The organism is Geothrix sp. SG200 (assembly GCF_022808935.1).
In the GTDB taxonomy this organism is placed as follows: Bacteria; Acidobacteriota; Holophagae; order Holophagales; family Holophagaceae; genus Geothrix; species Geothrix alkalitolerans.
On the sequence record NZ_JAKZFR010000002.1, the window covers coordinates 102,566 to 128,037 of the forward strand.

The 25,472-nt window shown below is 67.6% G+C and carries 22 protein-coding genes; 12 read left to right on the forward strand and 10 right to left on the reverse strand.

Annotated features, from left to right (window positions below):
- Positions 1-26: 26 nt before the first annotated feature.
- Positions 27-323, forward strand: a complete 297-nt coding sequence (locus ML539_RS05805) for a hypothetical protein (protein WP_243321563.1) — start codon at positions 27-29, stop codon at positions 321-323.
- Here the strand turns inward: ML539_RS05805 and ML539_RS05810 are convergent.
- Positions 302-829, reverse strand: coding sequence for a DinB family protein (locus tag ML539_RS05810; RefSeq protein ID WP_243321567.1), 528 nt, complete (start codon positions 827-829; stop codon positions 302-304). The genes ML539_RS05805 and ML539_RS05810 overlap by 22 nt on opposite strands.
- Positions 830-839: 10 nt before the next feature.
- Complete coding sequence (gene pyk, locus ML539_RS05815) at positions 840-2,261, reverse strand: pyruvate kinase (protein WP_243321570.1); 1,422 nt, start codon at positions 2,259-2,261, stop codon at positions 840-842.
- A 140-nt stretch (positions 2,262-2,401) separates the two neighbouring features.
- Between pyk and ML539_RS05820 the strand changes: the two genes are divergently transcribed.
- From ML539_RS05820 to ML539_RS05830, 3 genes are all read left to right on the forward strand, one after another.
- The gene (locus tag ML539_RS05820; protein ID WP_243286319.1) at positions 2,402-2,626 is read left to right on the forward strand and encodes a helix-turn-helix domain-containing protein; all 225 of its coding nucleotides are present in this window, start codon (positions 2,402-2,404) and stop codon (positions 2,624-2,626) included.
- 120 nt (positions 2,627-2,746) lie between these two features.
- On the forward strand, positions 2,747-3,751 hold the full coding sequence (gene gap, locus ML539_RS05825; RefSeq protein WP_243321572.1) for a type I glyceraldehyde-3-phosphate dehydrogenase: 1,005 nt from the start codon (positions 2,747-2,749) through the stop codon (positions 3,749-3,751).
- Positions 3,752-3,754: 3 nt separating this feature from the next.
- Positions 3,755-4,765 carry a glyceraldehyde 3-phosphate dehydrogenase NAD-binding domain-containing protein gene (locus ML539_RS05830; RefSeq protein WP_243321576.1) on the forward strand — a complete coding sequence of 337 codons (1,011 nt, stop codon included), beginning with the start codon at positions 3,755-3,757 and terminating at the stop codon, positions 4,763-4,765.
- Here the strand turns inward: ML539_RS05830 and ML539_RS05835 are convergent.
- Positions 4,762-5,991 carry an aminoacetone oxidase family FAD-binding enzyme gene (locus ML539_RS05835; protein ID WP_243321578.1) on the reverse strand — a complete coding sequence of 410 codons (1,230 nt, stop codon included), beginning with the start codon at positions 5,989-5,991 and terminating at the stop codon, positions 4,762-4,764. The two genes, ML539_RS05830 and ML539_RS05835, sit on opposite strands and share 4 nt — an antisense overlap.
- Before the next feature lie 149 nt (positions 5,992-6,140).
- Entirely contained in the window at positions 6,141-7,592 is a 1,452-nt protein-coding gene (locus ML539_RS05840; protein WP_243321580.1) for a serine/threonine-protein kinase, read from the reverse strand.
- Between the two features lie 58 nt (positions 7,593-7,650).
- Between ML539_RS05840 and lipB the strand changes: the two genes are divergently transcribed.
- The 3 genes from lipB to ML539_RS05855 all read left to right on the forward strand — a co-directional run bounded on the left by lipB (position 7,651) and on the right by ML539_RS05855 (position 11,742).
- The gene (gene lipB, locus ML539_RS05845) at positions 7,651-8,778 is read left to right on the forward strand and encodes a lipoyl(octanoyl) transferase LipB (RefSeq protein WP_243321582.1); all 1,128 of its coding nucleotides are present in this window, start codon (positions 7,651-7,653) and stop codon (positions 8,776-8,778) included.
- A 137-nt stretch (positions 8,779-8,915) separates the two neighbouring features.
- Positions 8,916-10,055 carry an acyl-CoA dehydrogenase family protein gene (locus tag ML539_RS05850; RefSeq protein ID WP_243321584.1) on the forward strand — a complete coding sequence of 380 codons (1,140 nt, stop codon included), beginning with the start codon at positions 8,916-8,918 and terminating at the stop codon, positions 10,053-10,055.
- A gap of 151 nt (positions 10,056-10,206) precedes the next feature.
- Positions 10,207-11,742: a TolC family protein gene (locus ML539_RS05855; RefSeq protein WP_243321586.1), complete on the forward strand. Its 1,536-nt coding sequence runs from the start codon at positions 10,207-10,209 to the stop codon at positions 11,740-11,742.
- Between the two features lie 119 nt (positions 11,743-11,861).
- Here ML539_RS05855 and nadC read toward each other — a convergent pair whose 3' ends face one another.
- Positions 11,862-12,710: a carboxylating nicotinate-nucleotide diphosphorylase gene (gene nadC, locus ML539_RS05860; protein ID WP_243321588.1), complete on the reverse strand. Its 849-nt coding sequence runs from the start codon at positions 12,708-12,710 to the stop codon at positions 11,862-11,864.
- A 58-nt stretch (positions 12,711-12,768) separates the two neighbouring features.
- On the opposite strand from nadC, the gene ML539_RS05865 reads away from it, so the two are divergent.
- Entirely contained in the window at positions 12,769-13,545 is a 777-nt protein-coding gene (locus tag ML539_RS05865; RefSeq protein ID WP_243321590.1) for an enoyl-CoA hydratase-related protein, read from the forward strand.
- A gap of 64 nt (positions 13,546-13,609) precedes the next feature.
- On the opposite strand, the gene ML539_RS05870 is transcribed toward ML539_RS05865, so the two are convergent.
- Both ML539_RS05870 and ML539_RS05875 read right to left on the reverse strand, forming a co-directional pair.
- Entirely contained in the window at positions 13,610-15,709 is a 2,100-nt protein-coding gene (locus ML539_RS05870; protein ID WP_243321592.1) for a hypothetical protein, read from the reverse strand.
- A 32-nt stretch (positions 15,710-15,741) separates the two neighbouring features.
- Entirely contained in the window at positions 15,742-17,484 is a 1,743-nt protein-coding gene (locus ML539_RS05875; protein ID WP_243321594.1) for a SpoIVB peptidase S55 domain-containing protein, read from the reverse strand.
- A gap of 180 nt (positions 17,485-17,664) precedes the next feature.
- Between ML539_RS05875 and ML539_RS05880 the strand changes: the two genes are divergently transcribed.
- Positions 17,665-20,607 (forward strand): carboxypeptidase regulatory-like domain-containing protein, encoded by a 2,943-nt coding sequence (locus ML539_RS05880; protein WP_243321595.1) that lies wholly within the window; start codon positions 17,665-17,667, stop codon positions 20,605-20,607.
- A gap of 62 nt (positions 20,608-20,669) precedes the next feature.
- The gene (locus ML539_RS05885) at positions 20,670-21,440 is read left to right on the forward strand and encodes a TIGR00282 family metallophosphoesterase (RefSeq protein ID WP_243321598.1); all 771 of its coding nucleotides are present in this window, start codon (positions 20,670-20,672) and stop codon (positions 21,438-21,440) included.
- A gap of 15 nt (positions 21,441-21,455) precedes the next feature.
- Here the strand turns inward: ML539_RS05885 and aqpZ are convergent, their stop codons facing one another.
- From aqpZ to ML539_RS05900, 3 genes are all read right to left on the reverse strand, one after another.
- The gene (gene aqpZ, locus ML539_RS05890; RefSeq protein WP_347710745.1) at positions 21,456-22,154 is read right to left on the reverse strand and encodes an aquaporin Z; all 699 of its coding nucleotides are present in this window, start codon (positions 22,152-22,154) and stop codon (positions 21,456-21,458) included.
- A 241-nt stretch (positions 22,155-22,395) separates the two neighbouring features.
- The gene (locus tag ML539_RS05895) at positions 22,396-23,211 is read right to left on the reverse strand and encodes a 3'-5' exonuclease (protein ID WP_243321601.1); all 816 of its coding nucleotides are present in this window, start codon (positions 23,209-23,211) and stop codon (positions 22,396-22,398) included.
- 157 nt (positions 23,212-23,368) lie between these two features.
- A complete protein-coding gene (locus ML539_RS05900; RefSeq protein WP_243321603.1) occupies positions 23,369-23,725 on the reverse strand; it encodes a hypothetical protein in 357 nt (118 codons plus the stop codon).
- A gap of 53 nt (positions 23,726-23,778) precedes the next feature.
- Here ML539_RS05900 and ML539_RS05905 point away from each other — a divergent pair, with 53 nt between their 5' ends.
- Together ML539_RS05905 and ML539_RS05910 are read left to right on the forward strand one after the other, a co-directional pair.
- Positions 23,779-24,465, forward strand: a complete 687-nt coding sequence (locus tag ML539_RS05905) for an HAD family hydrolase (protein WP_243321606.1) — start codon at positions 23,779-23,781, stop codon at positions 24,463-24,465.
- A 142-nt stretch (positions 24,466-24,607) separates the two neighbouring features.
- Positions 24,608-25,465, forward strand: a complete 858-nt coding sequence (locus tag ML539_RS05910; protein WP_243321608.1) for a 3-hydroxybutyryl-CoA dehydrogenase — start codon at positions 24,608-24,610, stop codon at positions 25,463-25,465.
- The last annotated feature ends 7 nt before the right edge of the window (positions 25,466-25,472 follow it).

A 25,472-nucleotide genomic window follows, 5' to 3' on the forward strand; every position in this document is an offset into this window, starting at 1 on the left:
AGAATCATGCCCGATAAGGAGCGGCCATGATCATCCCGGATCTCGACGACCTGGTGCTGGAATCGGACGAGGAGTCCGGCATCCAGGAGCTGGGCCGTTGCTTCCTGGCCCGCGGGCCCTGGACCACGGTGGCGTTCCTCGTGAAGACGAAGACTGATCCCGAAGGCGACTGGGAGGGCCCTTCCCTCTGGCTGCACCGGTACCAGAAGGTGGCCCAGGGCTGGAAGCTGGTGAGCCGCTTCCGCACCACGGAGCCCGCCCAGCTGGAGAAGCTGGCGGACGCCCTGGAAGGGTGGAAAAGCTACTTCAGCACCGACAGGTAGCGCTCCCGGATCACCGTCAGGTGGTGGGCCGCGTGGCCGAGGGTGATGTAGGGAATGCAGCGGGCCGTGATGGCTCTGTTGTTGGTGATGCCCTGGTTCCCCCAGGCGGCGTCCGGCAGGCTGCGGAACAGCGCGAGGCTGGCGGTCCGCAGGGCCCGCCATTCCGCGATCAGGTCGGTCATGGCGCGCGTGTCGGCCTGGGCGGCAGCGGCATAGGGATCTTCGTCGAAGCCCGGCATGGGAGTCGCGTCCCCCCGACCGATGCGCAGGCAGCGATAGGTGAAGATGCGCTCGGCATCGATGATGTGCTGGAGCAGGTCCTTCAGGCTCCACTTGCCGGGGGCGTAGCGGAACCCGCCCTGGGCGTCGGACAGTCCCCCGAACAGGGCCGCTACCTCCTCCTGTTGCGCCTGGAGGTGGGCCAGCACATCGCCCTCACCGGCCTCGGCGATGTAGGTGGCGTAGCCTTCGGCGTATTCACCGGGGAGCGGACGGGTGAGGCTCATGGGCTCTCCTTCAGAAGGTCATCACCTTCATGGTGTTCGTGCTGCCGGTCTTCCACAAGGGCAGGCCCATGGTCATGACCACGCGGTCGAGGCTCCCCAGCTCGTGCTTGGCCACCAGCAGCTCGCGCACCACGGACACCATCTCGTCCGTGCTGCTCACCCGGGGAATGAGCAGGGCCGTGACGCCCCGCAGGAGGCCCATGCGACGGGCGGTGACCTCGTCCACGGTGGCGCCCAGCACCGGCGTGCGACCCGCCAGGCGACTCACCATCCGGGCGGTGCCGCCGCCCTCGGTGAAGGCCACGATCCAGCGGGCATTGATCTCATCCGCCGTGCGGCAGGCGGCGAAGGCCACGGAGATGTCCGTGCGGGAAAGCACCTTCTCGGCCAGCTCGTCGGGCAGCGTGGAAGTGCGCTGCTTCACGTTGCTGTCCGCCTCGGCGGCGATGCGGGCCAGCCACTGGACGGCTTCCACGGGATGAGCCCCCGTGGCGCTCTCGGCGCTGAGCATGACGGCGTCCGTCCCATCCCAGATCGCGTTCGCCACATCGCTGGCCTCGGCACGGGTGGGCTGGGCATGCTCGATCATGCTCTCCAGCATCTGCGTGGCGGTGATCACCGGCTTCAGGGCCTTGCGGGCGGCCCGGATGATCTCCTTCTGGAGGCCGGGAACCCGCTCCACGCCAAGTTCTACGCCCAGGTCGCCGCGGGCCACCATCACGCCCCAGGAGACGTCGAGGATCTCGCCCAGGTGGGCCAGGGCCGTGGGGTGTTCGATCTTGGCGATGATGGGCTGGGTTCCGCCCAGGTGCTGGATGATGGCCTGGAGCTGCTGCACGTCGGAGGCCCGGCGGACGAAGCTCTGCGCGAACAGGTCCACCTCGTGCTCCACGCCCCACCGGATGTCGGCGTGATCCTTCTCGGTCAGCGGATCCACATTGATGTCCATGCCGATGGGATGGACGCCCTTCCGCGCCTTGAGGGGGCCGCCGATGACCACCTCGGCCTTCAGCAGGTCTGCGCCCTTGGCGAGGATCTTCACCGTGATGGCGCCGTCGTCCAGGAGCCAGAGCTGGCCAGGTTCCGCGCCCTCGAAGAGCTCGGGATGCGGCAGGGGCGCGGCCCAGGCCGCGCCGGCGGGAACAGTGGCGCCGGGCGCATGGAAGACTCCTTCGGTTCCCTCGGCCAGGTCCACGGGCGCTTCCAGCAGGCCCACCCGCCACTTCGGACCTTGCAGGTCCAGGAACACGGGAATGGAGCGACCGAGTTCCGCAGCCAGAGTCCGGACTTTCTGGAGGGCCTCCAGGCGCGTCGCAGGATCTCCATGGCTGGCATTCAGCCGGACCGCATCCGCCTCGCGAAGGGATTCCCGCAACCGGTCGCCTTGCATCAGGGCGGGTCCCAAGGTCATCACGAGTTTGGTCTTGCGCACATCAGCTCCCATTTCATGCACAGGCATTCCACACACTTTTCCACAGTCTGCGCCTGCGTTTTGAGGTTGTCACGGGGCTTTCACTCTTTTCATCGCGGTGCTACCTTCTTGGTCCCGATACAGATGATGGAGAAGACGGAATGCGCGAGAAGCTGCGTATCCTCGTGGCGGAGATGGTGCGTGGCGGTGTGCCTCTGGAGCTGGCGCGCCGCGAATTCGAGCGGGTGTACCTGGAGGAGGTGCTGGCGACCCACGAGGGGAACCACAGCGCCGCGGCCCGAGAACTGGGCATCCATCGGAACACGCTCGCCAAGAAGCTGGAGGCTCCGACGAGCCGGCTCAAGCGCGTCAGCCTCGCCAGCTGACCTCTCTTCCGCCCGGGGACGAAAACCCGGCTCCGCCGGGTTTTTCATTTCGTAGACCGCGCCGGGTTTTCCTTCGACAGGACCGCCCCGGATCGGTACAACTGGGAATCGGAGGGCGCCATGAAGAAGGTGGCCATCAACGGGTTGGGACGGATCGGGAGGCTGGTGCTGAGGCACCTCATGAAGGTGCCCCATGTGCGCGTGGTGGCGGTGAACGACCTCACGGATGCCGCCACCCTGGCCCATCTGATGAAGTACGACTCCGTGCACGGTCCCGCGGACTTTCCGGTGGCCTCGGACGGGAACTACCTGGTGCTGGACGGGCGCCGCATCCGGGTCTACGCGGAGAAGGATCCCCAGCTCATCCCCTTCGGGGCCCAGGGAGCCCAGGTGGTCCTGGAATGCACCGGGAAGTTCACCAAGCGGGCTCAGGCCGCCGTCCATCTCCAGGGCAGCGTCAGCCACGTGATCATCAGCGCGCCCTCCGGCGACGCGGACCGCACCATCGTCATGGGCGTGAACGAATCGACGGTGGATCCCGCGAACGAGCACGTGATCTCCAACGCGAGCTGCACGACGAACTGCCTCGGCCCCCTGGTGAAGGTGATGGACGAGGCCTTCGGCATCGACTACGGCTTCATGACCACGGTGCACAGCTACACCAACGATCAGCGGGTCCTCGACCTCCCCCACAAGGATCTCCGCCGGGCGCGGGCCGCGGCCCTCAGCATGATTCCCACCAGCACCGGCGCGGCCAAGGCCATCGGTCTGGTGCTGCCCCACCTCAAGGGCCGCATGGACGGCCTGGCGGTGCGCGTCCCCACCCCCGATGTGAGCATCGTCGACCTCACCGCCACCCTCAAGTCCGACGCCACCCTGGAAGCGGTGCAGGAAGCCTACCGTTCGGCCGCCGAGACCGGTCCCCTGGCGCCCTACCTGGAGGTGCTCGACGCGGAGCTGGTGAGCGCGGACCTGCGGGGACGGACCGCCAGCACCCTGTACGATCCCTACCTCACGAAGGTGCTGGGACCTCGGCTGGTCAAGGTCTTCGCCTGGTACGACAACGAGTTCGGCTACGCCGCCCGCTTGAAGGACCTCTGCGTCCACCTGCTGGAGCGCCTCTAGCCGATGACCGCCCTAGCCCTGAATGGCCTCGGCCGCATCGGCCGTTTGCTGGTGCGTCGCCTGACGTCGACCCAGCCCGGCGCGCTGGGCGCCGTGAACGACCCCGCCCCCATGGACCAGCTCGTCCACCTGCTCCGCTATGATTCCGTCCACGGCCTCAGCCTCGAGACCATCGAAGGTCTCACCGAGGGCGGGCAGGATTTCCTGCTGCTGGGCGGGCGCCGGGTGCCCCTCTTCCACGCCGCGGATCCGGCCCTGATCCCCTTCCCGGCCGGCACCCGCCTCGTGGTGGAGGCCAGCGGCCGCTTCACCCGGAAAGTCGACGCCACCCGGCATCTCAAAAATGGCGTGTCGCACGTCGTGATCAGCGCCCCCAGCCCCGACGCGGACTACACCGTCATCGCCCCCGTGAACGGGTCCGGACTCGACCTGGCCCGCCACCAGGTGATCTCCAACGCGAGCTGCACCGCCCACGCCACGGCCCCCATGCTGAAGATCCTGGACGACGCCTTCGGCCTCGACCACGCGGGCATGAGTACGGTGCATGTGGTCACCAACGACCAGCGCCTCCTGGACCTGCCCCACAAGGACCTGCGCCGCGCCCGGGCTGCCTTCCTGAGCATCATCCCCACCACGTCGAGCGCCTTCGGAGCCCTGCACCGGGTCATGCCGGATCTTCCGCCCGCCTTCGACGGCGTGGCGCTCCGGGTTCCCACCCTGAACGTCAACCTGGTGGACGTGGTGGCCACCCTCCACCGCGAGGCGGATGCCGCCGCCCTGAATGCCGCCTTCGCTTCCGCCGTGGCCGGCCCATGGAAGGGCCTCGTGGACCTGGCCCCGCCCCACGCGGTCAGCAGCGACATCACCGGCCGGGCGGAAAGCGTGCTGATGGATCTGGAGCTCACCATGACCCTCGGCCCGCGCTTCGTGAAGGTCTTCGGCTGGCACGACAACGAGACAGGCTATGCAGCCCGGCTCTGCGAGCTGGTCCTGGACCTGGCGAAACAGGTCTAGATCGTCCCCGCCGCGTACCCGGTGCTGAAGGCAGCCTGAAGGTTGTAGCCGCCCACAGGGCCGTCGAGGTCCAGCAGCTCGCCGCAGATCCTCAGGTTCACCCAACCGCGCAGGGCCATGGTGCGCGGGTCTACGGCGGCCAGGTCCACGCCCCCCGCCGCCACCTCGCCACGGGCCAGCGGAACGGGCTGGGGCGCGCCGAGTGGCAGGGCCGTGACGAGGCCCACTAGTGTCCTTCGCCCGCCCTTGGAGAGGTCCTTGAGCATGAGGTCGCGACCGATTTCCGCCTCCGCCAGCAGATCCTCCACCACCCGCTCAGGCAGATGCCGCTGAAGCCAGGTGGCTGCCCGCAGGCGCGGATTGGCGCGGGCCTCCGCCTGGAGCGCGGCGTCCACCGCCTCCGGCGCCTCGAGAAGGCTGGCATGCGCCAGCCAGGCCGCACCCCCGCGACGGGCACGCTCCACGGCCTGGCTCAATTCCAGGGCGGCGGGGCCGCTGATGCCGGTCCTGGTGAAGAGGACATCCCCCGCGAAGGCGGCCAGCCGGCGCCCGGCGGGCCCCGCGCACAGGCGCAGCTCGCCGTTCCTCAGGGCCACGCCCTCCCAGGCGGGGCGCGGACGCGCCAGCGGGATGGGCGCCAGCGCCGGGAACCAGGGCTTCACGGGGACGCCCAACCCCCTCAGCCACCCCAGCACCTCCCCCCGCGTGCCGGTCTCGGGATAGCTCGCCCCACCGGTGGCGAGGATGACGTGATCCGCCTCCACCCGCGCCTCGCCCACGCGCAGAGCCGCCAGACGTGGCGCGCTGCCTTCCAGCGCGGTCACGCGGGCCCCTGTTCGCACGGCCACGCCCACCCGGCGCACGAGGGTCTCAAAGGCGGCCACCACGGCTGCGGCGCTGCCGGGGCGGTCCTGGGGGAACACCCGGCCGTTCTCCCGGGTGTAGGTTTCCACGCCCTCCCGACGCAGCAGCTCCAGCACGGCCCCATTGCCGAAGGCATGGAGGGAGGGACGAAGGAAGCGGGCCTGGTCCCCGGAGAAGGCCGCCAGCAGGGCCTTCGGTGGGCCGTCATGGGTGATGTTGCACTTGCCGCCGCCGCTGATGCGGAGCTTCACGCCCAGCCGGCCGTTGGCCTCCAGCAGCGTCACGGCGTGCCCCTGCGAAGCGGCCCGCCAGGCCGCCACCAGCCCCGCCGCACCACCGCCCACCACGATCACGCTCGCCATGGGTCCATGATGGCGGAGAATCTGGTCCTCAGTCCTCAGTCCTGAGTCCTCAGGTGCACGGGCTGATGCCCGTGCTGAAGAGAAAACGCGGCCTGTGGCCGCATTCATATCTCACTGAAGGCTGAAGACTGGGGACCGAGGACTGGCCTCTACTGGAAGATCCCCTTGAAGAACTTCCGGATCTTGCCGTCACCGGCGCCCTTCTTCCCCCGGTGCTTCTGGAGCTGGATGGGTTCCGGCAGGGACCGGTGCCGCTCCGGAACCGCGATCCAGGGCTGGTACCCTTCCAGTTCGAGCCGAAGCTGGTGGCTGCCCTCTCCGGGAATCTCGATGGCGGCAGGCGTCTTCCCCTTGGGCTCTCCGTCCAGCAGGATCGCGGCGCCCGCCGGCTCGGTGGCCACCTGGACCTGAAAGGGCGCCGGCTGGAGCCGGAGGGTCAGGTCCTTGTCCTCCGTCTTCAGGTGATAGGCCAAGGGCAGATAGTCTGGCTTCTCCAGGCGGAGCAGGTTCGCCTTTCCCTTCACCACCACCTGACGCAGCGGCGTCCGCCCCAGGGACGTACCGTCGAGGAACACCTCGGCGCCCCCGGGTTTCGATTCGATGGACAGCACCCGGCTGGGTTCGGGCCGAAGCACCAGGAACCCGAGCGCGAGGGCCGACAGGAGCGCGCCCCCAGCCCAGAGCCATCGGCGCTGTGGAGAGGCGGCGGCCGGGTGCTCGAGCCTCAGCGTGCCCGTGGCCTTCACCGGAGCCGTGGAGGCCAGCTGGGCCAGGTGGGCCGCGCGGCGCTCCGGGGGCAGGGGCAGCGCCTCGATGAGGGCCGCCAGGAATGAGGAGAGGTCCGGGTACCGCTTCTCCGGGTTCTTGTCCAGGGCCTTCCCGAAGACCTCGGCCAGACCGGAAGGGAAATCCGGTGGCCAGACGGGGGCCTCGTGCACGATCCGGTAGAGGGTTGCTCCGACGCTGTCTCCCGCGAACGGAAGCGTACCCGTCAGCATCTCGAAGGCCGTGAGCGCCAGGGCCCAGCGGTCCGCGGCCGGAGTGGCCCTCTCGCCGTTCAGTACCTCCGGGGCGGCGTACGCCGGGGTGCCCAGGAAGGTCGATGTGGTGGTCAGCCGTCCCGTCTGGTCGCCCCGGGCGATGCCGAAGTCCATGAGCTTCAGGCGCCCGTCCCTGGCCACCATGAAGTTGTCGGGCTTGATGTCCCGGTGGAGGATCCCCAGGGCGTGCACGGCGACCAGGGCATCCGCGGCCTGGATCAGCAGACCCGCCGTTTCGTCGGGGTCCAGCGGGCCGCGCCGGATCCGGTCCGACAGCGATTCTCCTTCCACGTATTCCATGACGAGATAGGGCCCCAGGTCCTGCGCCTCGCCCACGTCGTAGACCGTGATGGCGTTGGGATGGTTCAGCCGGGCGGAGATCTCCGCCTCGCGCTTGAAGCGGAGCAGCACCTCCGCGTCGCCAGTGCCTTCCCGGACCACCTTGATGGCCAGGGCCCGCTTGAGCAGGGGGTCCTCTGCCAGATACACCATTCCCATCGCGCCAGAACCAAGCGTGCCGAGGACCTTGAAGCGGCCAATGGTGGAAGGATCCAGACTCATCCTTCCAACGATCATGCCAGAGGCGGAGGCGACCCGTCGCCCCGGCTACACTCGAGACATGTCCGAAGTCGGTTTCTCCAATCCCCGTCCCGCCCAGCTCCGCCGGTTCGGACGGGTGTTCTACCCCGCGGGCCTCCGCATGCAGAAGGCCCTGGCCGCCCATGTGAGCGAGCCGGGAAATCCCGACCAGCTTGTGCTCCTGGAACACGATCCCGTGTTCACGCTGGGCAGAAACGCCACGCCTGCGGACATCCACATGAGCGACGATTTCCTGGCCGCCCAGGGTGTGAGCGTCCACCGCACCGATCGGGGCGGCGAGGTCACCTACCATGGCCCCGGCCAGATCGTGGCCTACCCCATCTGCAACCTCCGGGGCGGGCGCGAAGACGTGGGCCGCCTGGTGCGTGGGCTGGAGGAGGCCATGATCCGCACCGCGGCGGACTTCGGCGTGGTGGCGGACCGGCTCAAGGGCGCCCCCGGCATCTGGGTCGACACCGCCCGGGGCCTCGAGAAGCTGGGCGCCATCGGCCTCCACCTCAGCCGCTGGATCACCACCCACGGCATCGCCTTCAACGTGCGCCCCAACCTCGACCACTTCCGCTGGATCACGCCCTGCGGCTTCACCGACAAGGGCGTCTGCAGCCTCCAGTCGCTGCTGGGCGAGGACGCGCCCACCTGGGAAGTCGCGGCGGACCGCCTCCAGGCCCACCTCGTCACCTGCCTCGCCATGGACCTGCGTCCGGTCCGCGAACCCAGCCGCAGCGTCTCCGCCATGACCTGGCGGCGCGGCGCAGTGGGCCCCGAGATCCTGATGATGCTCCGCGTCCCGGCGCACGGGCTCTGGTGGCAGAGCGTCACGGGCATGATGGAGCCCGGCGAGACGCCCGAGCAGACCGCCCACCGGGAGCTGATGGAGGAGACGGGCCTCACCGGCACGCTGCGCCCCCTGGGTCTCTCCCACAGCTTCTGGGTGGACCCCGCCATCGTGCACTTCCCGGACGCGGAGCCCAGGTTCAACACGGAGACCTGCTTCTCCATGGAGGTGTCCGCCGAGACCCCCGTCCGCCTGGAGCCCCTGGAGCACAGCGAGTTCAGGTGGTGCGCGCCGGACGAGGCCCTGGCCCTCATGAAATGGGAGGGATCCAAAGCCGCGCTGGGGCTTCTGAAGAAGGCCCTCGGCTGTTGAACGCATCCCTCTCCCGGAAAGCTTGAGGATCCCCAAGCCTGGGTATGGGCGGTCTGTGGTTCCAACCTTAGCGGAGCGCGGCGCCAAGGCCACCAGACCCCGCCTTGCTAACCTGGGATGTTCAACCGGAGCCGCCCATGTTCCCCCAGTTCACCGAGGACCAGACCGCCATCCGCGACGCCGCGCGGGACTTCGCGATGTCCGAGATCGAACCCGGAGCCTCGGCGCGGGACGCCAGCGGCGAGTTCCCCAGCGACATCGTGAAGCAGCTCGGAGAGATGGGCTTCATGGGCATGGTCGTGCCGGAAGCCTACGGTGGCGCCGGCGTGGACTTCCTCAGCTACATCCTGGCCCTGGAGCAGGTGGCCTATGCCGACGCCTCCGTGGCCGTGACCATGAGCGTGAACAACTCCGTGGCCTGCGGGCCGATCCTGGCCTTCGGCACCGAAGCCCAGAAGCAGAAGTACCTCAAGCCCATGGCGAACGGCGAGATGATCGGCGGTTTCATGCTCACGGAGCCCGACGCGGGTTCTGACGCCGCGGCCCTCAAGACCCGCGCCACCAAGGTGGACGGAGGCTGGAAACTGAACGGCGCGAAGGCGTGGATCACCAACGGCGGCGTGGGCCGCTACTTCGTCACCATGGCTCGCACGGATCCGGACAAGGGCAAGAAGGGCATCAGCGCCTTCATCCTCGACGCGGACCAGCCGGGCGTGGTCATGGGGCGGCCCGAAGCCAAGATGGGCCTGCGCTCCAGCAAGACCGTGATGGTGGCCCTGGAGGACGCCTTCGTGTCCGAGGACGCCATGCTGGGCAAGTCCGGCGATGGCCTGAAGGTGGCCTTCGGCGGCCTGGACGGCGGGCGCGTGGGCATCGCGGCCCAGGCCCTGGGCATCGCCCAGCGGGCCATGGACGAGAGCGTGGCCTACGCCAGGGCCCGCATGTCCTTCGGAAAACCCATCGGCGAGCACCAGATGATCCAGACCTACCTGGCGGAAATGGAGGCGCGTCTCCAGGCTGCCCGCCTGCTGGTCTACCGTGCCGCCGCCCTCAAGGGGGCCGGCAAGCCCTGCACCGTGGAGGCCGCCACGGCCAAGCTCTTCACCACGGAAAGCGCCGTGTGGATCTGCGACCGGGCCGTCCAGATCCATGGCGGCTACGGGTACTCCCGGGAATACACCGTCGAGCGGCTCTACCGGGATGTCCGTGTGACCACCATCTATGAAGGCACCAGCGAGATCCAGCGCATGGTCATCGCCCGGGAAATTTTGAAGTAGACGCTCTTTTCAACGCACGATGAAATAACACTTGCCCTCATCTTGCGAGGGAGGCATCCTGCTTGTGCGGGGCCACCTAAACGGGCCTGCAAGCTGGTCCGTAGGCACCTTGTCCCCGTGGCGGCTCTTTTTGTTCTTCTAAGGAGTGGTGATGACGCGTCCCCTGATCCTCCCGGCCCTGTTGGTGGCCTTCTCCCTGGTGGCGCAAGAAGCTCCCAAGGCGGATGCGGGCGCGCCCGCCGGCGCGAAGCTGACCCTCCAGGCCGCCATTGAGACCTCCCTGAAGAACAACCTGCAGGTGCAGATCGCCGTCGAGACGCGGGACTACACGCGGGCTGGCCTGACCATCGAGCAGGGCGCCTTCGACTGGAACCTCAACAGCAGCCTCAGCATCGGGAAGTCGGAGGATGCCAGCCGGACCCAGACTTTCCTTGGCGGCCCCTTCACCTCTTCCGAGACCACCACGTTCAACCGCAGCTTCACCCTGGGTTCCACCAAGGCTTTCGGCTGGGGCGGCAACCTCAGCCTGAGCTACGCGCCCACCTACCGGTTCAGCAAGGGAACCGTGAACGGCGGGCCGGAAACGCCCTTCACCACCAATCCCTACGACGGCAGCTTCTCCGCCACCTACTCTCAGAGCCTGCTGAGGGGTTTCGGCAGGGCCGCGACCGAAAGCCGCCTCATCGTGGCGCGCAAGAGCGCCCAGGCCGCGGATCTCAATTTCCAGCTCTCCATCATCAGCCTGGTTGCCAGCACCGAGTCCCTCTACTGGGACCTGGTCTTCGCCCAGCGGAACCTGGAGAACAAGCAGCAGGCTCTGGCCCTGGCCCAGAAGCAGCTCAAGGAGAACCAGATTCGCGTGCAGGTGGGCACTCTGGCCCCCATCGAGGTGACCTCTTCCGAAGCCTCCGTGGCCCAGCGCGAGCAGGACATCATCTCGGCCGAAGCGCAGGTTCTGAACGCCAAGGACGCCCTCATCCGAGCCCTCTATCCCTCGTCCGAGCGGCCCCCGGCGGGTCTGGAGCCGGCCGACTCGCCCAGCATCAAGCCCCTGGAACTGAACGAGGCCACGGCCGAGAAGCAGGCTCTCGCCAACCGCCTCGAGCTCAAGACCGCCCGCCTCGACCTGGAATCCAAGCAGGCCCTGGAGACCGCCGCCAACAACCGCATCCTGCCCCAGCTGGACGCCTTCGCCTCCTACACCGGCAACGCCGCCTCCCAGATCCCGTCGGAAGGCCTCACCGCGGTCAACAAAGACCTCACAAAGGGCACCTACCCCGGCTATACGGTGGGCCTCCAGTTCTCCATGCCCATTCAGAACCGGGCGGCCCGGGGCAGCCAGGCCCAGGCCCGCGCCAACCGCCGCCAGAGCGAGCTGACCCTCCGCGACCTGGAGCTGGGCATCACGCTCGAAGTCCGCCAGGCCTTCCGCAACCTGGACGCCTCCGCCAAGGGCGTGGCCGCGGCCGAGAAGACTCGGATCTTCCGCGAGAAGGACCTCGAGGCCGAGCAGAAGAAGTTCGAGAACGGCATGAGCACGAACTTCCTGGTGCTCTCCAAGCAGAATGACCTGGACACGGCCAAGAGCAGCGAGCTCCAGGCCCAGATCACCTATGCCAAGGCCGCAACCGCCCTGGAGAAGGCCCTGGGCCATCTGCTGGAAGCCAGGAATCTGGAAGTGAAGTAATCCTGTCCGGAGGTCCCGCGCTGCGCGCACACCCCCGGGCCCCCAAGAAGAAGCCCGGCTTTGCCGGGCTTCTTCTTGGGCCTGCTGTGCCTGATTCCCCGTAAAGCCAGGGGTTCAGCTCAATCCATCCGGAGGCTGAGGTCCGCCGCGGGGGCGCTGTGGGTGAGGGCCCCCACGCTGAGGAAGTCGACCCCGGTCTCCGCGACGAGGCGGGCCCGCTCCAGGGTGATGTTGCCGCTGGCCTCCAGGAAGAGGCGCCGGCCGCTGCGGTCCCGCAGGGCCACCGCCTCGCGCATCTGATCGGTGGGCATGTTGTCCAGCAGCACGCCGTCCACGTCCGGCAGGTCCAGGCACGCCTTGAGCTGGCCCAGGGTCTCCACCTCCACTTCGATCTTCACCAGGTTCGGGGCCGCCCGACGGGCGGCTTCCACGGCGGCGCGGACCCCGCCTGCCGCGGCCAGGTGGTTCTCCTTGAGCAGCACGCCATCACCCAGGGTCAGCCGGTGGTTCACGCCCCCGCCGCAGCGCACGGCGTACTTCTCGAGCAGCTTGAGGCCAGGTGTGGTCTTCCGGGTATCGAGGATGCGCGCGCCGGTGCCTTCCACCGCCTCCACGAACTTCCGGGTGAGGGTCGCCGTCCCGGACAGCCGCTGGAGCAGGTTCAGCATGACCCGCTCCGCCAGCAGGATGCCGTGGCCTGAACCACGCAGGCGCATGACCTCCGTGCCCGGCCCGACCCGCTGTCCGTCGTGCCGGGCCAGATCGGCATTGAGCGCGGGGCACGTGAGGCGGAAGACCTCCATCGCGATGGGAAGTCCCGCCAGCACCAGGTCGGCCTTGGCCACCACGCGCGCCGTCATGGGCCGGTCCGGGACCGCCGCCGTGCTCCAGTCCTGGGTGCCCCAGTCCTCCCGCAGGAAGGCGCGCAGCTGGTCGCGGTAGGTCTCGGGGTGCGGGGGATGGAACATCGGTCACTCCGGCCCCAGCGTACAATGCTCGACACCGATCCCAAACCAGGAGCCTCCCATGTCCTTCGTCCTCGTCGAAAAAGCCGACCGCATCGCCTGGGTCACCCTCAACCGGCCCGAGAAACTCAATGCCCTCAATAACGAGGTGCTGAAGGAGCTGGAGTTGGCCTTCGCGGACCTGGAGCAGGACCCCGAGGTGGGAGCGGTGGTGGTCACGGGCGCCGGGGAGAAGGCCTTTGTGGCGGGTGCCGATATCGCGGAACTGAAGACCCTCGACACGGCCAGCGCCCGGGTCCAGGCCCTGCGCGGCCAAGCCGTCTTCCAGCGCATCGAGTCCTTGCCCAAGCCCGTCATCGCCGCCGTGAACGGCTTCGCCCTGGGCGGCGGCTGCGAGCTGGCCCTGGCCTGCCACATCCGCATCGCCAGTGAGAACGCGAAGTTCGGCCTGCCCGAGGTAAGCCTCGGCATCATCCCCGGCTACGGCGGCACCCAGCGCCTGCCCCGCCTCGTGGGCAAGGGCGTGGCCCTCGACATGATCCTCAGCGCCGAGATGACCGCCGCCGCCGACGCCCTGCGCATGGGCCTCGTGAGTCGCGTGGTCGCGCTGGCGGATCTCAAGGCCACCGCGGAGAAGCTGGCGAAGACCATCCTCTCGCGCGGCCCCCTGGCTCTCCGCAGCGCCCTGGCGGCCGTGAACGAAGGCCTCGAGATGCCCCAGGACCAGGGTCTCCAGTACGAAGCCGCCCTCTTCGGCCTGCTCGCCGCCTCCCAGGACATGCAGGAGGGCATGGGCGCCTTCCTGGAGAAGCGCGCCGCGCAGTTCAAGGGGTTGTAGCTTTTCGCTTACTCCAAAAACAGGCGGGCTGTCCGGCCCGCCTGTTTTTTGGGGCATGAAGCGGCTAGCGCTTGGAACCCACCGCGCCAAGCGTGGTCGCAGCAGTTTGTTCGTTGTTGTTCTGGTCCGCGACCTTCACGAGTACGCGGTCGCCGCGGACGGCATCGCGGGGAACGATCACGTCGAAACGCTCGTCCTTCTGATCGAACACCCGGTCCTCCGGCACGATCTGGAGCCAGTGTTCCCCATCCGCGCTGACGGCGGCCTCCTTCAAGGTGGAGGTCTCATCCCGGGCCACGAAGCGAATCCGGACACCCTCGCCCTCGGGGGCGGCGCTCAGCTCGGAAATGACCGGCGGCGTGTGGTCGATGAGGAAGGGGGAGGTGCGCCAGAGGCTGGTGAGGGCGGCGTTGAAGGCCGCCGTGGGCGCGTCCGAGGCGGTCACCTCGAGGCGGTACCGGCCATCGGGAACGGGCAGGGTGTCGAAGCTGAAGAACTTCTCCTTCCAGGCCTTTTCCAGGAGGATCGGCGCACCCCGCTCGGGCACGAGGCGGATGGCGAACTGGAGGGTGTCGGCATTGGGGTCGTTCACGCGGAACACGAAGCTCTGGGCGCCCCGGCGGAAGCTGCGCTTCTCGGCACCCATGTAGCCCATGGCCGGGATGAGCTTCTGCGTCTCCAGGGGCACCCGCTCGATGCCGATGTCATCCGGGGGTGCTGTGCGTGTGATGACCAGGCCCGGAGGCATGGTGTCCACACCCTCCCAGATCGGAGCCAGGTTCCGGTGGGCCCAGTGGACCGTCACAGTCTCCACCACCGGCGTGGCGCCGCCCCGAGTGCTGCTGAGGCGCAGGCGGAACTGGGCGAACCGCGAGGACGGCAGGGCCGGACGCTCGCCGCTGCGCAGGGGGGGCGTCCAGGGGCTCCAGGTGGCATCGGGCGTTTCCGTGCTCCCGGTGCGGAACTGGAATTCCACGTTGGTACCCGATGGCGTGTCGGCATCCAGGTAGGCTCGTCCCCAGTCCGCCAGGGGCGCACCCTTGAGGATCCGAGATTCGACGGTGCCCTCTGTGGCTTGCGCTTCGGACAGCAGGTGCAGCTCGGCGGGGTTGGAGCCCACCACGAGAAGATCCCCGCCGGAGGGCAGGAAGGCCGTGGCCTGGGCCGTGCCCAGCTCCTGCACCACGGCGAAGGGATCCGTATCGCGGACCTTGCCGAGGGGCAGCGAGAAGAGGCGGGAACGGTTGCCCGTGCCCACTAGCAGCTGGCCCTTCCAGGGAGTCAGGGCGTAGACCTGGCTCTGGGCGCTCTGCCACAGGGTCTCGGGCACCCGATCGCGGTCCAGGCGGATGACGGCCGAACGCGTGGCCGCGGCGGTATCCGCCTGCAGATAGCCTTCGCGCCGCTCCAGCTGGCCGGTGCTGAACTTCGGCGTGAGCCCATTGTCCGCGCCGACGTACAACAGTCCATCGGCCACGGCCAGGGCGCGGACCTCTTCAAAGGGCGTATCCATCAACGTCTCGAGACGATCGCCCTGGCGGCTGTAGCGGAGCACCAGGCCCCGGCCATGGCTGCCGAGGTACCAGCCCCCCTGCCCGTCCGGCGTCAGGGCCGTGAAGGCCGTCTCGTCCGACAGCTCCGCCAGGCGGCGGCTCGAACCGCTCCGCGCCTGGACCAGCACGGCGCCCTTCTCAGAGCCCCCCGCGGCGATGACGGCATCCCCATCCACCGCCAGGGCCCAGACGATGCGGGCTTCGATGTCCGCGAAAGGCTTCACGTCGCCGGAAGGGGACACGCGGAAGAGCTTTCCTTCCCCCGTGGGCGCCACGATCAGATCCTGGCCCAGGCGCGCCAGGGCGAACACGATGCCCCCCTTCACCTGGCCCAGGGGCTTCACCTGGCCGCCGGTGTAGTGGAAGAGCTTGCCGTCCGTGCCGGCGGAGAGGTAGGCACCCCCGGAGCCATCCGGAACGGCCGCCCAGATCACGCCCTCGGGCAGCTGGCCCACGCGACGCAGGTTCGGCGCCAGGCGCAGCCGGCCGTCCGCCCCGATGCGGACGCCGTGGGTCTCGGACCCCAGCCAGTCGTTGAACCCGGAGAAGGTGGCCACGGGCTGATCCGCCAGGGCCGCCACGCCCACGACCGCGGAGAGAAGAAACGTCATCCAGCGCATAGTGCCCTTTCGATTCATGTCCATCACTCGATTTCCACGTCCAGCTGGCTCAGCCCCCGCACCTCGCGGTCGAGCGGCAGGACGGCCCGGCCGATGATCCGCCGCTGGAGCTTGTTGTCGCTGCTGGCCCCATCGCCGCTGACCAGGCTCGCCACCGTGGGCGGGATGCCCTCGATGCGGCTGCCGCGAAGCCCCGCGCCGGGCTGGCTCTGCACCAGCAGCGCGTAGGCGTGGTTGTTCCGGAGGGCCCCGTTCAGGAGCCGGACCACATCCCCCAGGTTGGCCACCTCGATCATGCGCTCATCCGGATCGGCCGCCATGAGGCTGAATCCATCGCCGACCATGAGGGTCGCCTTGCCCTTGGCCGCGGAGGAGGGCACCTGGATGTTGAAGGTGGCGGTCTCGCGCACGCCCTGGATGTTCTGGAGGGTGACCAGCACCGGAAGTATCTCTCCCCGCTTGGCTCGTGCCTTGAGGAGGCGGACGCCCGCGATGGCCGAGAGATCCAATCGCTCCTCGGCCTTGATGGTGAGGGAGATCCCCTCGAACACCGGCTTCTCGAAGGGATTGAGCGTGATGGCCTGGAGCATGGCGCCCACGTACTGGGAGAGGCGCGAGGGGTTCAGGTCTGCGATGACGTTCTCGATCAGGATCGCAGGATGCCCGGCCAGCTTGATGTTGCCCTGCATGGACAGGCTCTGGAGCCCCAGGCCCCGAGTGTGGGCGTCCAGGGTCTGGGCCACGGCCGTGGCCACCAGGGCCGGGGTGGCCACGGGGTGGTCCATCAACTCGAACCGGAAATTCAGGGTGCGCTTGCCCCCCAGGTTCAGGCCGATCCGGAGGGGGACCATCCGCGCCTCGGCCCCCAGCAGGCCCGCGACGCCGGAGCTGCGGTCCAGCCGCAGAGCGCCGATGGGCGCCACGGGCATGGCCATCTTGAAGGAGCTCTGGTAGCTGGCCACGGTGCTCGCCACGGTGGCGGACCAGAGGGGCAGATCCACCGACCCGAGGTTGAACAGCTGGTGCCCGAACAGCAGCACCCGCTTGCCCGAGATGTAGGTGATGGTGCCCGCGGCGGCCAGATCCAGGTCTCCCTGCATGAGCGTGACGGCCGCCATCCCGCCGGGCTCGAGGGGGCTGGCCTCCTCCCGCGCGCCCCCGGACAGGACCGGCGCGGCTGCGAATGCGACCGGGAACCCGGCCCAAAGACGGCGGGCTTCAGGTCCGAGCGCGCTGCCCACAATGGCCATGGGCATGGCCTGAGGGTCCGGCTCGCCCATCAGTGTACGGAAATCCAGCATCTGCCCGGAGAGGGCCGCCTTGAGGACCTTGGGCGGCTCCAGCTTGGGGAGGATCAAGGGTGTGCGGCTGGGCGGAGTTTCCGGGATATCCCGGAGCTGGTCCAGCATTTCGGCGATGGGCGTGATGCCGCCGATGGCTTCCTTCTCGAAGAGGAGGCCTGTGCTCAACGCGCCGATGAGCTTCCCGTCGATGTAGCAAGGGCTGCCGCTCATGCCCGCCAGGATCCCGGTGTCCGCCAGGGGCCCTCCGGAGGCCCTGACCATGATGCGGCTTTTGCCCGGGGCGGCATTCCGTTGCACCCCCAGCACTTCGAAATCGAAGCGCTCGATCTTGCCGCCTTGGAACACTGTCCGGCCGTACCCCTTCATGCCCGCCCGGATCTCCGTGACCGGGAGGGTGGCGGGCCCTTGGCCTGCCAGGGGCACCAGAGAAAAGAGGGCGAAGGCGAGGGCGACCAGTTTCATTGATATCTCAAGGAATGTATGAAGCCTAGCAGGACAGTCCCGGTGACCGGGACGGCCGCCGGCCGGGCGCCCCTGTGAATTTCAGATGCGGCATGTGACTTTTTCGTTCCTTGACCAACAGATCCCTTTTATTGCGATGCCCCCCCTGGCTATTCTTTGGGGAACACGGAGGAACTTCTTATGCGATCAAGGCATTTCGCCGGCTCATCCCTTGTGGCCCTGCTCGTGGCGGCGGCCCCCATCATGGCCCAGGGTGTCTCCACCCAGCTGGGCGGTCGCGTGCTGGATAACCAGGGCGCCGGCGTCGCCGGAGCCACCGTGGTCATCCGAAATGCCGAGACCGGTCTCACCCGCACCCTGCAGACCAGCGCCGAAGGCCGCTATCTGGCCACCCTGCTGCCGGTGGGCCCCTACACCGTGACCGTCACCAAGGCCGGCTTCCAGACCGCGAGCAACGTCAAGGTGAACCTGAACCTCGGCGATGCCGCCCCCCTGACCATCAAGCTCGCCCCCGAGACCGGCGCTGTGGTCGAAGTGGTCGCTGCCACGGCCCAGGTAGACACGGAGCGCGCCAGCGCCGCCGCCATCGTCTCCCCCGACAACCTCACCAACCTGCCGGTCTTCAACCGCAACTTCACCAACCTCGCCACCCTGACGCCCCAGGTGGTGGTGGACAGCAGCCGTGGCAACCTCGCCATCGCTGGCCAGCGCGGCGTGAACACCTCCATCAACATCGACGGCGGCGATAACAACGAGCCGTTCTTCGGCGGCGCCACCGGATCGGCCGAGGGCAAGACGCCCTTCACCATTTCCATCGAGGCCATCCGCGAGTACCAGGTGATCACCGACGGTGCCAGCGCCGAGTTCGGCCGCATGGGCGGCGGCTACGTGAACGCCATCACTAAGAACGGCACCAACGACCTGAGCGGCAGCCTCTTCTACTACCAGCGCCCCCGGGCCTGGGTGGAGGCCGGACCCACCCTGCGCCAGCCCAATGGGTCGACCTCGACCTATCCTGTGGGCGACTTCCAGCAGGAGCAGTTCGGATTCAGCGTGGGCGGCCCCATCGTCAAGGACAAGCTCTTCTACTTCGTGGCCTACGACGCCCAGCGGCGCAAGGACCCCGTGGACATGAAGTGGGGCGGCACCAACCCGCCGACAGGCCTGTACCCCCTGGATCCGGCCAATCCCGCCGACGCCGTCCTGCTGTCCAAGACCGGCAGCTACTCCCCGAAGTCGGATTCGGACGTCTACTTCCTCAGGTTCGACTGGAATCCCACCATCGACCACAACATCCAGCTCCGGCTGAACCACTCGGACTTCAAGGGCGTGACCGGCGCGAGCATCACGGCCGCCAGTGAAAACCTGGCCAGCGACAATGTGAAGACGGACTCCTACGTCCTCCAGTGGAACTGGGTGATCAGCGCCAACTGGATGAACGAGTTCCGGGTGAGCCTCAGCAAGGATGACATGCCGAGGTCTACCTACTCGAACATGCCAGAAGTCAGCATCAGCAACGTGGGCTACTACGGCGCCTACCCCTTCGACCGCACCTACAACACCAAGCGCACGCAGTTCCAGGAGAACATCAGCTACGTGACCCCCACCTTCCAGGTGAAGGCGGGCGTGGACTACAACGACATCAACGTGTCCGAGTTCTTCGCCGGCAACTGGCAGGGCGTCTACTTCTTCAACAACATCACCGATTTCCGGAACGGTAACTGGTCGACCTACCGCCAGAACTTCGGCCTGAGCGGGGATGTCCACCAGGCGGGCCTCTTCGACACCAGCTACAAGCAGATGGCCGCCTTCATCCAGACCGAGTGGCGCCTGACGGATACCTTCAAGCTCGGGGTGGGCATCCGGTGGGACAAGCAGGAGAACCCTGACTACCCGATCCTGGACATGAGCAACCCGCTGGCCGCCAGCATGCCGATCTCGGCCAAGATCCCCTCCGACAGCCAGTTCTCGCCCCGCGCCTCCTTCACCTGGACACCCGCCTTCGATCACGGCAAGACCGTGGTCCGCGGCAGCATCGGCCGCTACGTGAGCACCACACCGGCCGTCTTCTTCTACCAGGTCTACGCCGCCAACGGCGTGCGGACCGGCCAGGTGGACTTCAGGGGGGCCACCGCCTCCACGACGTTCGGCATTCCCCGCGGGAACGCCACCACCTTCACGGGCGGCGCTCCCTTCAACCCCTCGAACCCGTACTGGATCTCTTCCTTCCCGGCAGGCGCCCCGCTGCCCGCATTCAACATCTGGACCTTCAACCCCGACTTCAAGAACCCCTACACCGATCGCGTGAACCTCGGCGCGGAGCGGGCTTTCTTCAATGACCTGGTGCTCGGCGTCTCCGCCACCTACGCCAAGGGCAACCAGCTGGAGCGCACCGCCGACCTCAACATCGGCACGCCCACCATGGGCGCCTACGGCCGGCTGCTCTATCCCGCCCGACCCAACACCACCTACGGCACCATGGGCATGTATTTCTCGGATGCCACCAGCCTCTACCACGCCTACACGGCCAGCCTGAAGTACCACAAGGACGGCAGCCCCTTCGACGCCCAGCTGTACTACACCTACGCCATCAACAAGGACAGCGACTCCAACGAGCGCAACTACTCGGGCATCAGCATCCAGGACGCCGGGAACCTGGGCGCCCAGTGGGGCTACGCCGACACCGACCGCCGCCAGGTCCTCACCGGCTACTTCAGCGCCCTGGACCAGAAGGTCACCGGCATCCTCTTCTCCCTGTCCTTCCGCTACCAGACCGGCACTCCCTACACTCTGACCTACAACCGGGACATGAACGGCGACAGCAACACCAGCAATGACCGCTTCTTCGCCAACGGGGTGGATTCGGGCCGCAACACCTTCCGGGCCGGCTCGAACCTCTACATGGATCTCGGCCTCCGCCGCGAGTTCCTGCTCACCAAGCGCCTGAAGGCTACCGCCTCCCTGGACGTCTTCAACGTGCTGAACCGCCAGGACACCTACATGTCCACCCGCATCAAGACCAGCACCCCCGCCAGCACCGACGCCGCTCCGGTCCTCGAGAACTCCCAGAACTGGGTCGGCTCTGCCCGCCAGATCCAGATCGGCGCGCGCTTCGCCTTCTAGTCCCACCCGCACCACGAAAGGGCGGCGCTCCGGCGCCGCCCTTTTTTAGCTAGGCTGGAAGCATGAAGATCCTGGCGCTGGGCGATGTGGTGGGGGAACCGGGGCGGAGGCTGGTGGAGGCCTTCGTGCCTGAGCTGCGCCGGGAGACCGGGGCTGATCTCGTGATCGTGAACGGCGAGAATGCCGCCCACGGCCATGGCATCACCGACACCATCGCCCGGGAATGGTTCGACCGCTTCGGGGTGGACGTCATCACCACGGGCAACCACGCCTTTGACGTGAAGGGCATCGACGCCTATTTCCGCCAGGAGCCCCGCCTGCTCCGCCCCGCCAACCATCCACCCGATACGCCTGGAAACGGCTGGGTGAAGCTGCACACGCCCTCGGGGGCCGAGGTTCTCGTCATCAACCTCATGGGCCGGGTGCACATGCCTGCCTGCGACTGCCCCTTCCGGGGCGTGGACACCATCCTCCAGAAGGAGCGGGCTGACCTCGTCATCGTGGACATGCACGCCGAGGCCACCAGCGAGGCCCAGGCCATGGGCTTCCACCTGGAGGGCCGCGCCGCAGCCGTCCTGGGCACCCACACCCACGTGCCCACCCTCGACGCCAAGGTTCTGCCCGGCGGCACGGCCTACGTCACCGACATCGGCATGACCGGCCCCTACGACGGCGTCATCGGCATGAAGAAGGAAGCCAGCATCGGCCGCTTCCTCAGGGTGCAGCGCCCCAAGTACGAAGTGGCCGAAGGCGACCTCCAGCTCCACGCCGTGCTGGTCACCACCGAAGGCCGAAAGGCGACCAGCATCGAGCGGATCCTGAGAAAGCTGTAGGGACCTTCGAGGGGTTCAGTCCTCGAGCTTGGGGAAGAGCCAGCCTGCGACGGCCGCGCCGAGGAGGGGCGCCACCCAGAAGAGCCAGAGCTGACCGAGTGCCCAGCCGCCCACGAACAGGGCCGGTCCCGTGCTGCGGGCAGGATTCACGGAGGTGTTCGTGACCGGGATGCTGATGAGGTGGATGAGGGTGAGGCAGAGGCCGATGGCGATGGGCGCGAAGCCCGGCGCGGCCTTCTTGGCGGTGCTGCCCAGGATCACCATGAGGAAGAAGAAGGTCATCACGACCTCGGTCAGGAAGGCTGCACCCAGCCCGTACTTGCCCGGCGAGTGGTCCGCATAGCCGTTGGCCGCGAAGCCGCCGATGGCGGACCCGTTGCCCGTGGCGATGACGTAGAGGATGGCCGAAGCGACCACGGCCCCCAGCACCTGGGCCAGCCAGTAGCCGGCCACATCCTTGTAGGGGAAGCGCCCGCCCACGGCCAACCCCAGGGTCACGGCCGGGTTCAGGTGGCAGCCCGAAACGGGGCCGATGGCGAAGGCCATGGTCAGCACCGTGAGTCCGAAGGCCACGGCCACGCCGTGGAGACCGATGCCCACCCCCGGGAAGGCCGCCGCCAACACCGCGCTGCCGCACCCGCCCAGCACCAGCCAGAGGGTCCCGAAGAATTCCGCCGCAAGCCGCTTGTTCACACGTCCTCCCTTGGAATAAATAAACGATGAACGGGAAATCGGAGCCAGTTTAGCGGCCCGCCGGGAGGATGCATCCTATTTCGGCGTTCAAAAACCAAAAGAAAACCGCCAAGACACCAAGAAAAACCACGCTCCCGATTGGTGTGCCTCCGTCAGAAAGCACCAGAGAGGAGAGCACTCCCCGCCTTGGGAGCTTTTGCAGTTCTTGGTACCTTGGTGGGGGCCCGTCCCTTACCTCTCGTGGTAAGCAGACTCATCGGGTCTAGGACAGCCGCTCCCATCCCTCCAGGTAGAGATTGAAGGCGGGATCCGCCGCGGCCTTCTGCGCAACCAGGGCGCGGATCTGGACCTCCTCGACCTCCATCTGCTCGGGCGTCAGGTGACCCGACAGCGTCATGGCGCGCAGCCACACCAGGAAGGTGGTGAGGGCGTCGAACTGGTTGTAGCGCACGATGCCGGCGATGTCCCCCGCCCGCCAAAGGTCGATGACGCTCTTCCCGTCCGTGCCCAGCTTGCCCGGGATCCCGCAGGCCGTGGCCAGCTCGTGGAGGGTGGACGAGGCCTTTCCCCAACTCCCCGTCACCTCCCGCAGGTCGATGTGCTGGTTCCCATACCGGTCGAAGAAGTCCCCCGCCGCCCATTTCTCCGCGCTGCGGCCCAGTCCGGGGATGGAGAGGCGATGGACCATGGCCCGCTGGACCAGGATGGGCAGGTCTGCATCCCGCGAGTTGAAGCCCACCAGCTGGGGCTTCTTGTCCCCCAGAGCCACCAGGAAGCGGCGCAGCAGGTCGTCCTCGGCCAGGGCCTCCGGCCCCTCCGGCAGCGCGAAGAGCTTGTGCTGGACCTCACCGTGCCGCACCGTGCGGATCACCGCCGCGATGGACACCACGCGGCAGAGGATGGTCTTGAGGTAGGGCCGCGGGTCCGCCTCCGTGGCGCCGCCGTAGGCCCAGAGCCGCTCCGTCACCTCTTCGTCCGGCATCTCCTTCGGAAGGTCCAGCACACGCCGGCCCGTAGCAGGATCCGGCACCCACTCGGCGTCGAAGGCGAAGATCTGGGGGTGCGGGGGACGCAGCATGGGAACGCTCCTGGAATACCTTCAAGTCTGAGCAATGCTCAAAAGCCTCCACGAAGGGCACGAAGGGTATAGGCAAATCGCGAAGGCGAATTCGTGGCCTTTAGACTCGCCCGAAGGGCTTCTTCGTGTCCTTCGTGGAGCTCTTTTGACGACCGGGTTACTTCTCCAAAGCCCACTTGCCCCCGCCGCCCACCGCGCAGGCCAGACCCACGAGCAGGCGGAAGAGGGCGGGCAGGTTCGACAGGGGACCGGCCCCGTGCATCCAGCCGTGCACCAGCGGCCAGCTCAGGACGGCCACGAGGACTCCGCCCGCCAAGGCCACCCACACGCCGAGCAGAATCAGAGCCCCGCATACCAGCTCGCCCAGGGCAAAGCCCCAAGTCGAGGCCTGGGCGAAGGTGATGGCCCCGTGGGCCCGGCGGAGGATCTCGAAGCCGTGCATCACGGCCATGCCGCCCACGGCGAGGCGCAGGAGGAAAAGGGCCCAGTCGGTGCGGGTCTTGGAAGCGGCCATGACTACCTCGGGAAACATCCATTGTAGGCTGGGGATTCTCCACGGAAACCGCCATGCGCCCCACGCTCGCCTTCGACGCCGACGACACCCTCTGGCACAACGAGACCCTCTACGCCGAGACCCAGGAGGCCTTCCGCGCCCTGCTCCGCCCCTTCCACGACAACGCCTGGATCGACGCCCGCCTCCACGATACGGAGATGCGCAACCTCCGCCGGTACGGGTACGGCATCAAGGGGTTCACCCTGTCCATGATCGAGACGGCCCTGGAGCTCACCGAGGACCGAGTCGAGGGCCGGGGCATCCGCCAGGTGCTGGAGCTGGGCCAGGCCATGCTCGACAAGCCGGTGGAGCCGCTGCCCGGGGTGGCAGAGGTGCTGGCCGATGTGGCCGGGAAGTTCGACCTGATGCTGATCACCAAAGGCGACCTCTTCGACCAGGAGACCAAGCTGGCCAAGTCTGGTCTTGGACACCACTTTTCACGGGTCGAGATCGTCTCCGAAAAGGACGAGGCGACCTACGCGACCCTCCTCGGGCGCCACGGCCTCCAGCCCGGGGCCTTCACGATGGTGGGCAACTCCGTGAAGTCCGACATCCTGCCGGTCCTGGCCCTGGGCGCCCGGGCGATCCACATCCCCTACCACCTGACCTGGGCCCACGAGGTGGTCGCCACCCCGGTGGAATCCCCCTTCCCCGTGCTCGACTCCATCCGCGACCTGCCCGCCCTGCTCGCAGGCTGGTGACCCCGTCCTCCGCTATGCTGGTGGGAATGGAGAAACTCTGATCTCGGTGTCCGCTCCACGGATACGCGAGACCTCTCCCGGCAAGGCCTCGAGTCCCAAATCCCCCGCTCCCCTACGTCAACACATCCAAAGAGAGGTCGTTATGAGCATCCAGAACATTGGCGTCATCGGTGCGGGCCAGATGGGCAACGGCATCGCCCATGTCTTCGCCCAGGCGGGCTTCAGCGTGCTGATGCAGGACATCAGCGAGGCCTTCGCCGCCAAGGGTGTGGCCACCATCGACAAGAACCTCCAACGCGGCGTGGACAAGGGCAAGATGACCGCCGACGAAAAGGCGGCTGTCCTGGGGCGGATCCGCACCACCACGAAGCTCGAGGACCTCGCCGGCTGCGACATCGTCATCGAGGCCGCCACCGAGAAGTGGGAGGTCAAGAAGCAGATCTTCGAGACCCTGGACAAGGTCTGCAAGCCCGGGGCGATCCTGGCGAGCAACACCAGCAGCATCTCCATCACCAAGCTGGCCGCCGTCACGAAGCGCCCCGAGGCCTTCATCGGCATGCACTTCATGAACCCAGTGCCGGTCATGCAGCTCATCGAGGTCATCCGCGGCCTGGCCACCAGCGACGCCACCTTCGACGCGGTGATGGAGCTCTCGAAGAAGCTGGGCAAGACTCCCATCCACTGCAATGACTTCCCCGGTTTCGTCAGCAACCGCGTGCTGCTGCCCATGATCAATGAGGCCATCTACGCCCTCTACGAAGGCGTGGCCAGCGTGGAGAGCATTGACGGGATCATGAAGCTCGGGATGAACCACCCGATGGGCCCCCTCACCCTGGCGGACTTCATCGGCCTGGACACCTGCCTCTTCATCCTCAATGTGCTGCATGAGGGCCTGGGCGATCCCAAGTACCGCCCCTGCCCCCTGCTCATCAAGTACGTGGACGCCGGATGGCTGGGCAAGAAGAGCGGCCGCGGTTTCTACGACTACAGCAAGGCCTGATCTCCAC

Bases quoted from the DNA above. Each gene is read 5' to 3' on its own strand.
- ML539_RS05805 (WP_243321563.1), top strand. From the start codon at position 27: ATGATCATCCCGGATCTCGACGACCTGGTGCTGGAATCGGACGAGGAG.
- ML539_RS05810 (WP_243321567.1), bottom strand. From the start codon at position 829: ATGAGCCTCACCCGTCCGCTCCCCGGTGAATACGCCGAAGGCTACGCC.
- ML539_RS05820 (WP_243286319.1), top strand. From the start codon at position 2,402: ATGCGCGAGAAGCTGCGTATCCTCGTGGCGGAGATGGTGCGTGGCGGT.
- gap (WP_243321572.1), top strand. From the start codon at position 2,747: ATGAAGAAGGTGGCCATCAACGGGTTGGGACGGATCGGGAGGCTGGTG.
- ML539_RS05830 (WP_243321576.1), top strand. From the start codon at position 3,755: ATGACCGCCCTAGCCCTGAATGGCCTCGGCCGCATCGGCCGTTTGCTG.
- ML539_RS05835 (WP_243321578.1), bottom strand. From the start codon at position 5,991: ATGGCGAGCGTGATCGTGGTGGGCGGTGGTGCGGCGGGGCTGGTGGCG.
- ML539_RS05840 (WP_243321580.1), bottom strand. From the start codon at position 7,592: ATGAGTCTGGATCCTTCCACCATTGGCCGCTTCAAGGTCCTCGGCACG.
- lipB (WP_243321582.1), top strand. From the start codon at position 7,651: ATGTCCGAAGTCGGTTTCTCCAATCCCCGTCCCGCCCAGCTCCGCCGG.
- ML539_RS05850 (WP_243321584.1), top strand. From the start codon at position 8,916: ATGTTCCCCCAGTTCACCGAGGACCAGACCGCCATCCGCGACGCCGCG.
- ML539_RS05855 (WP_243321586.1), top strand. From the start codon at position 10,207: ATGACGCGTCCCCTGATCCTCCCGGCCCTGTTGGTGGCCTTCTCCCTG.
- nadC (WP_243321588.1), bottom strand. From the start codon at position 12,710: ATGTTCCATCCCCCGCACCCCGAGACCTACCGCGACCAGCTGCGCGCC.
- ML539_RS05865 (WP_243321590.1), top strand. From the start codon at position 12,769: ATGTCCTTCGTCCTCGTCGAAAAAGCCGACCGCATCGCCTGGGTCACC.
- ML539_RS05870 (WP_243321592.1), bottom strand. From the start codon at position 15,709: ATGACGTTTCTTCTCTCCGCGGTCGTGGGCGTGGCGGCCCTGGCGGAT.
- ML539_RS05875 (WP_243321594.1), bottom strand. From the start codon at position 17,484: ATGAAACTGGTCGCCCTCGCCTTCGCCCTCTTTTCTCTGGTGCCCCTG.
- ML539_RS05880 (WP_243321595.1), top strand. From the start codon at position 17,665: ATGCGATCAAGGCATTTCGCCGGCTCATCCCTTGTGGCCCTGCTCGTG.
- ML539_RS05885 (WP_243321598.1), top strand. From the start codon at position 20,670: ATGAAGATCCTGGCGCTGGGCGATGTGGTGGGGGAACCGGGGCGGAGG.
- ML539_RS05895 (WP_243321601.1), bottom strand. From the start codon at position 23,211: ATGCTGCGTCCCCCGCACCCCCAGATCTTCGCCTTCGACGCCGAGTGG.
- ML539_RS05900 (WP_243321603.1), bottom strand. From the start codon at position 23,725: ATGGCCGCTTCCAAGACCCGCACCGACTGGGCCCTTTTCCTCCTGCGC.
- ML539_RS05905 (WP_243321606.1), top strand. From the start codon at position 23,779: ATGCGCCCCACGCTCGCCTTCGACGCCGACGACACCCTCTGGCACAAC.
- ML539_RS05910 (WP_243321608.1), top strand. From the start codon at position 24,608: ATGAGCATCCAGAACATTGGCGTCATCGGTGCGGGCCAGATGGGCAAC.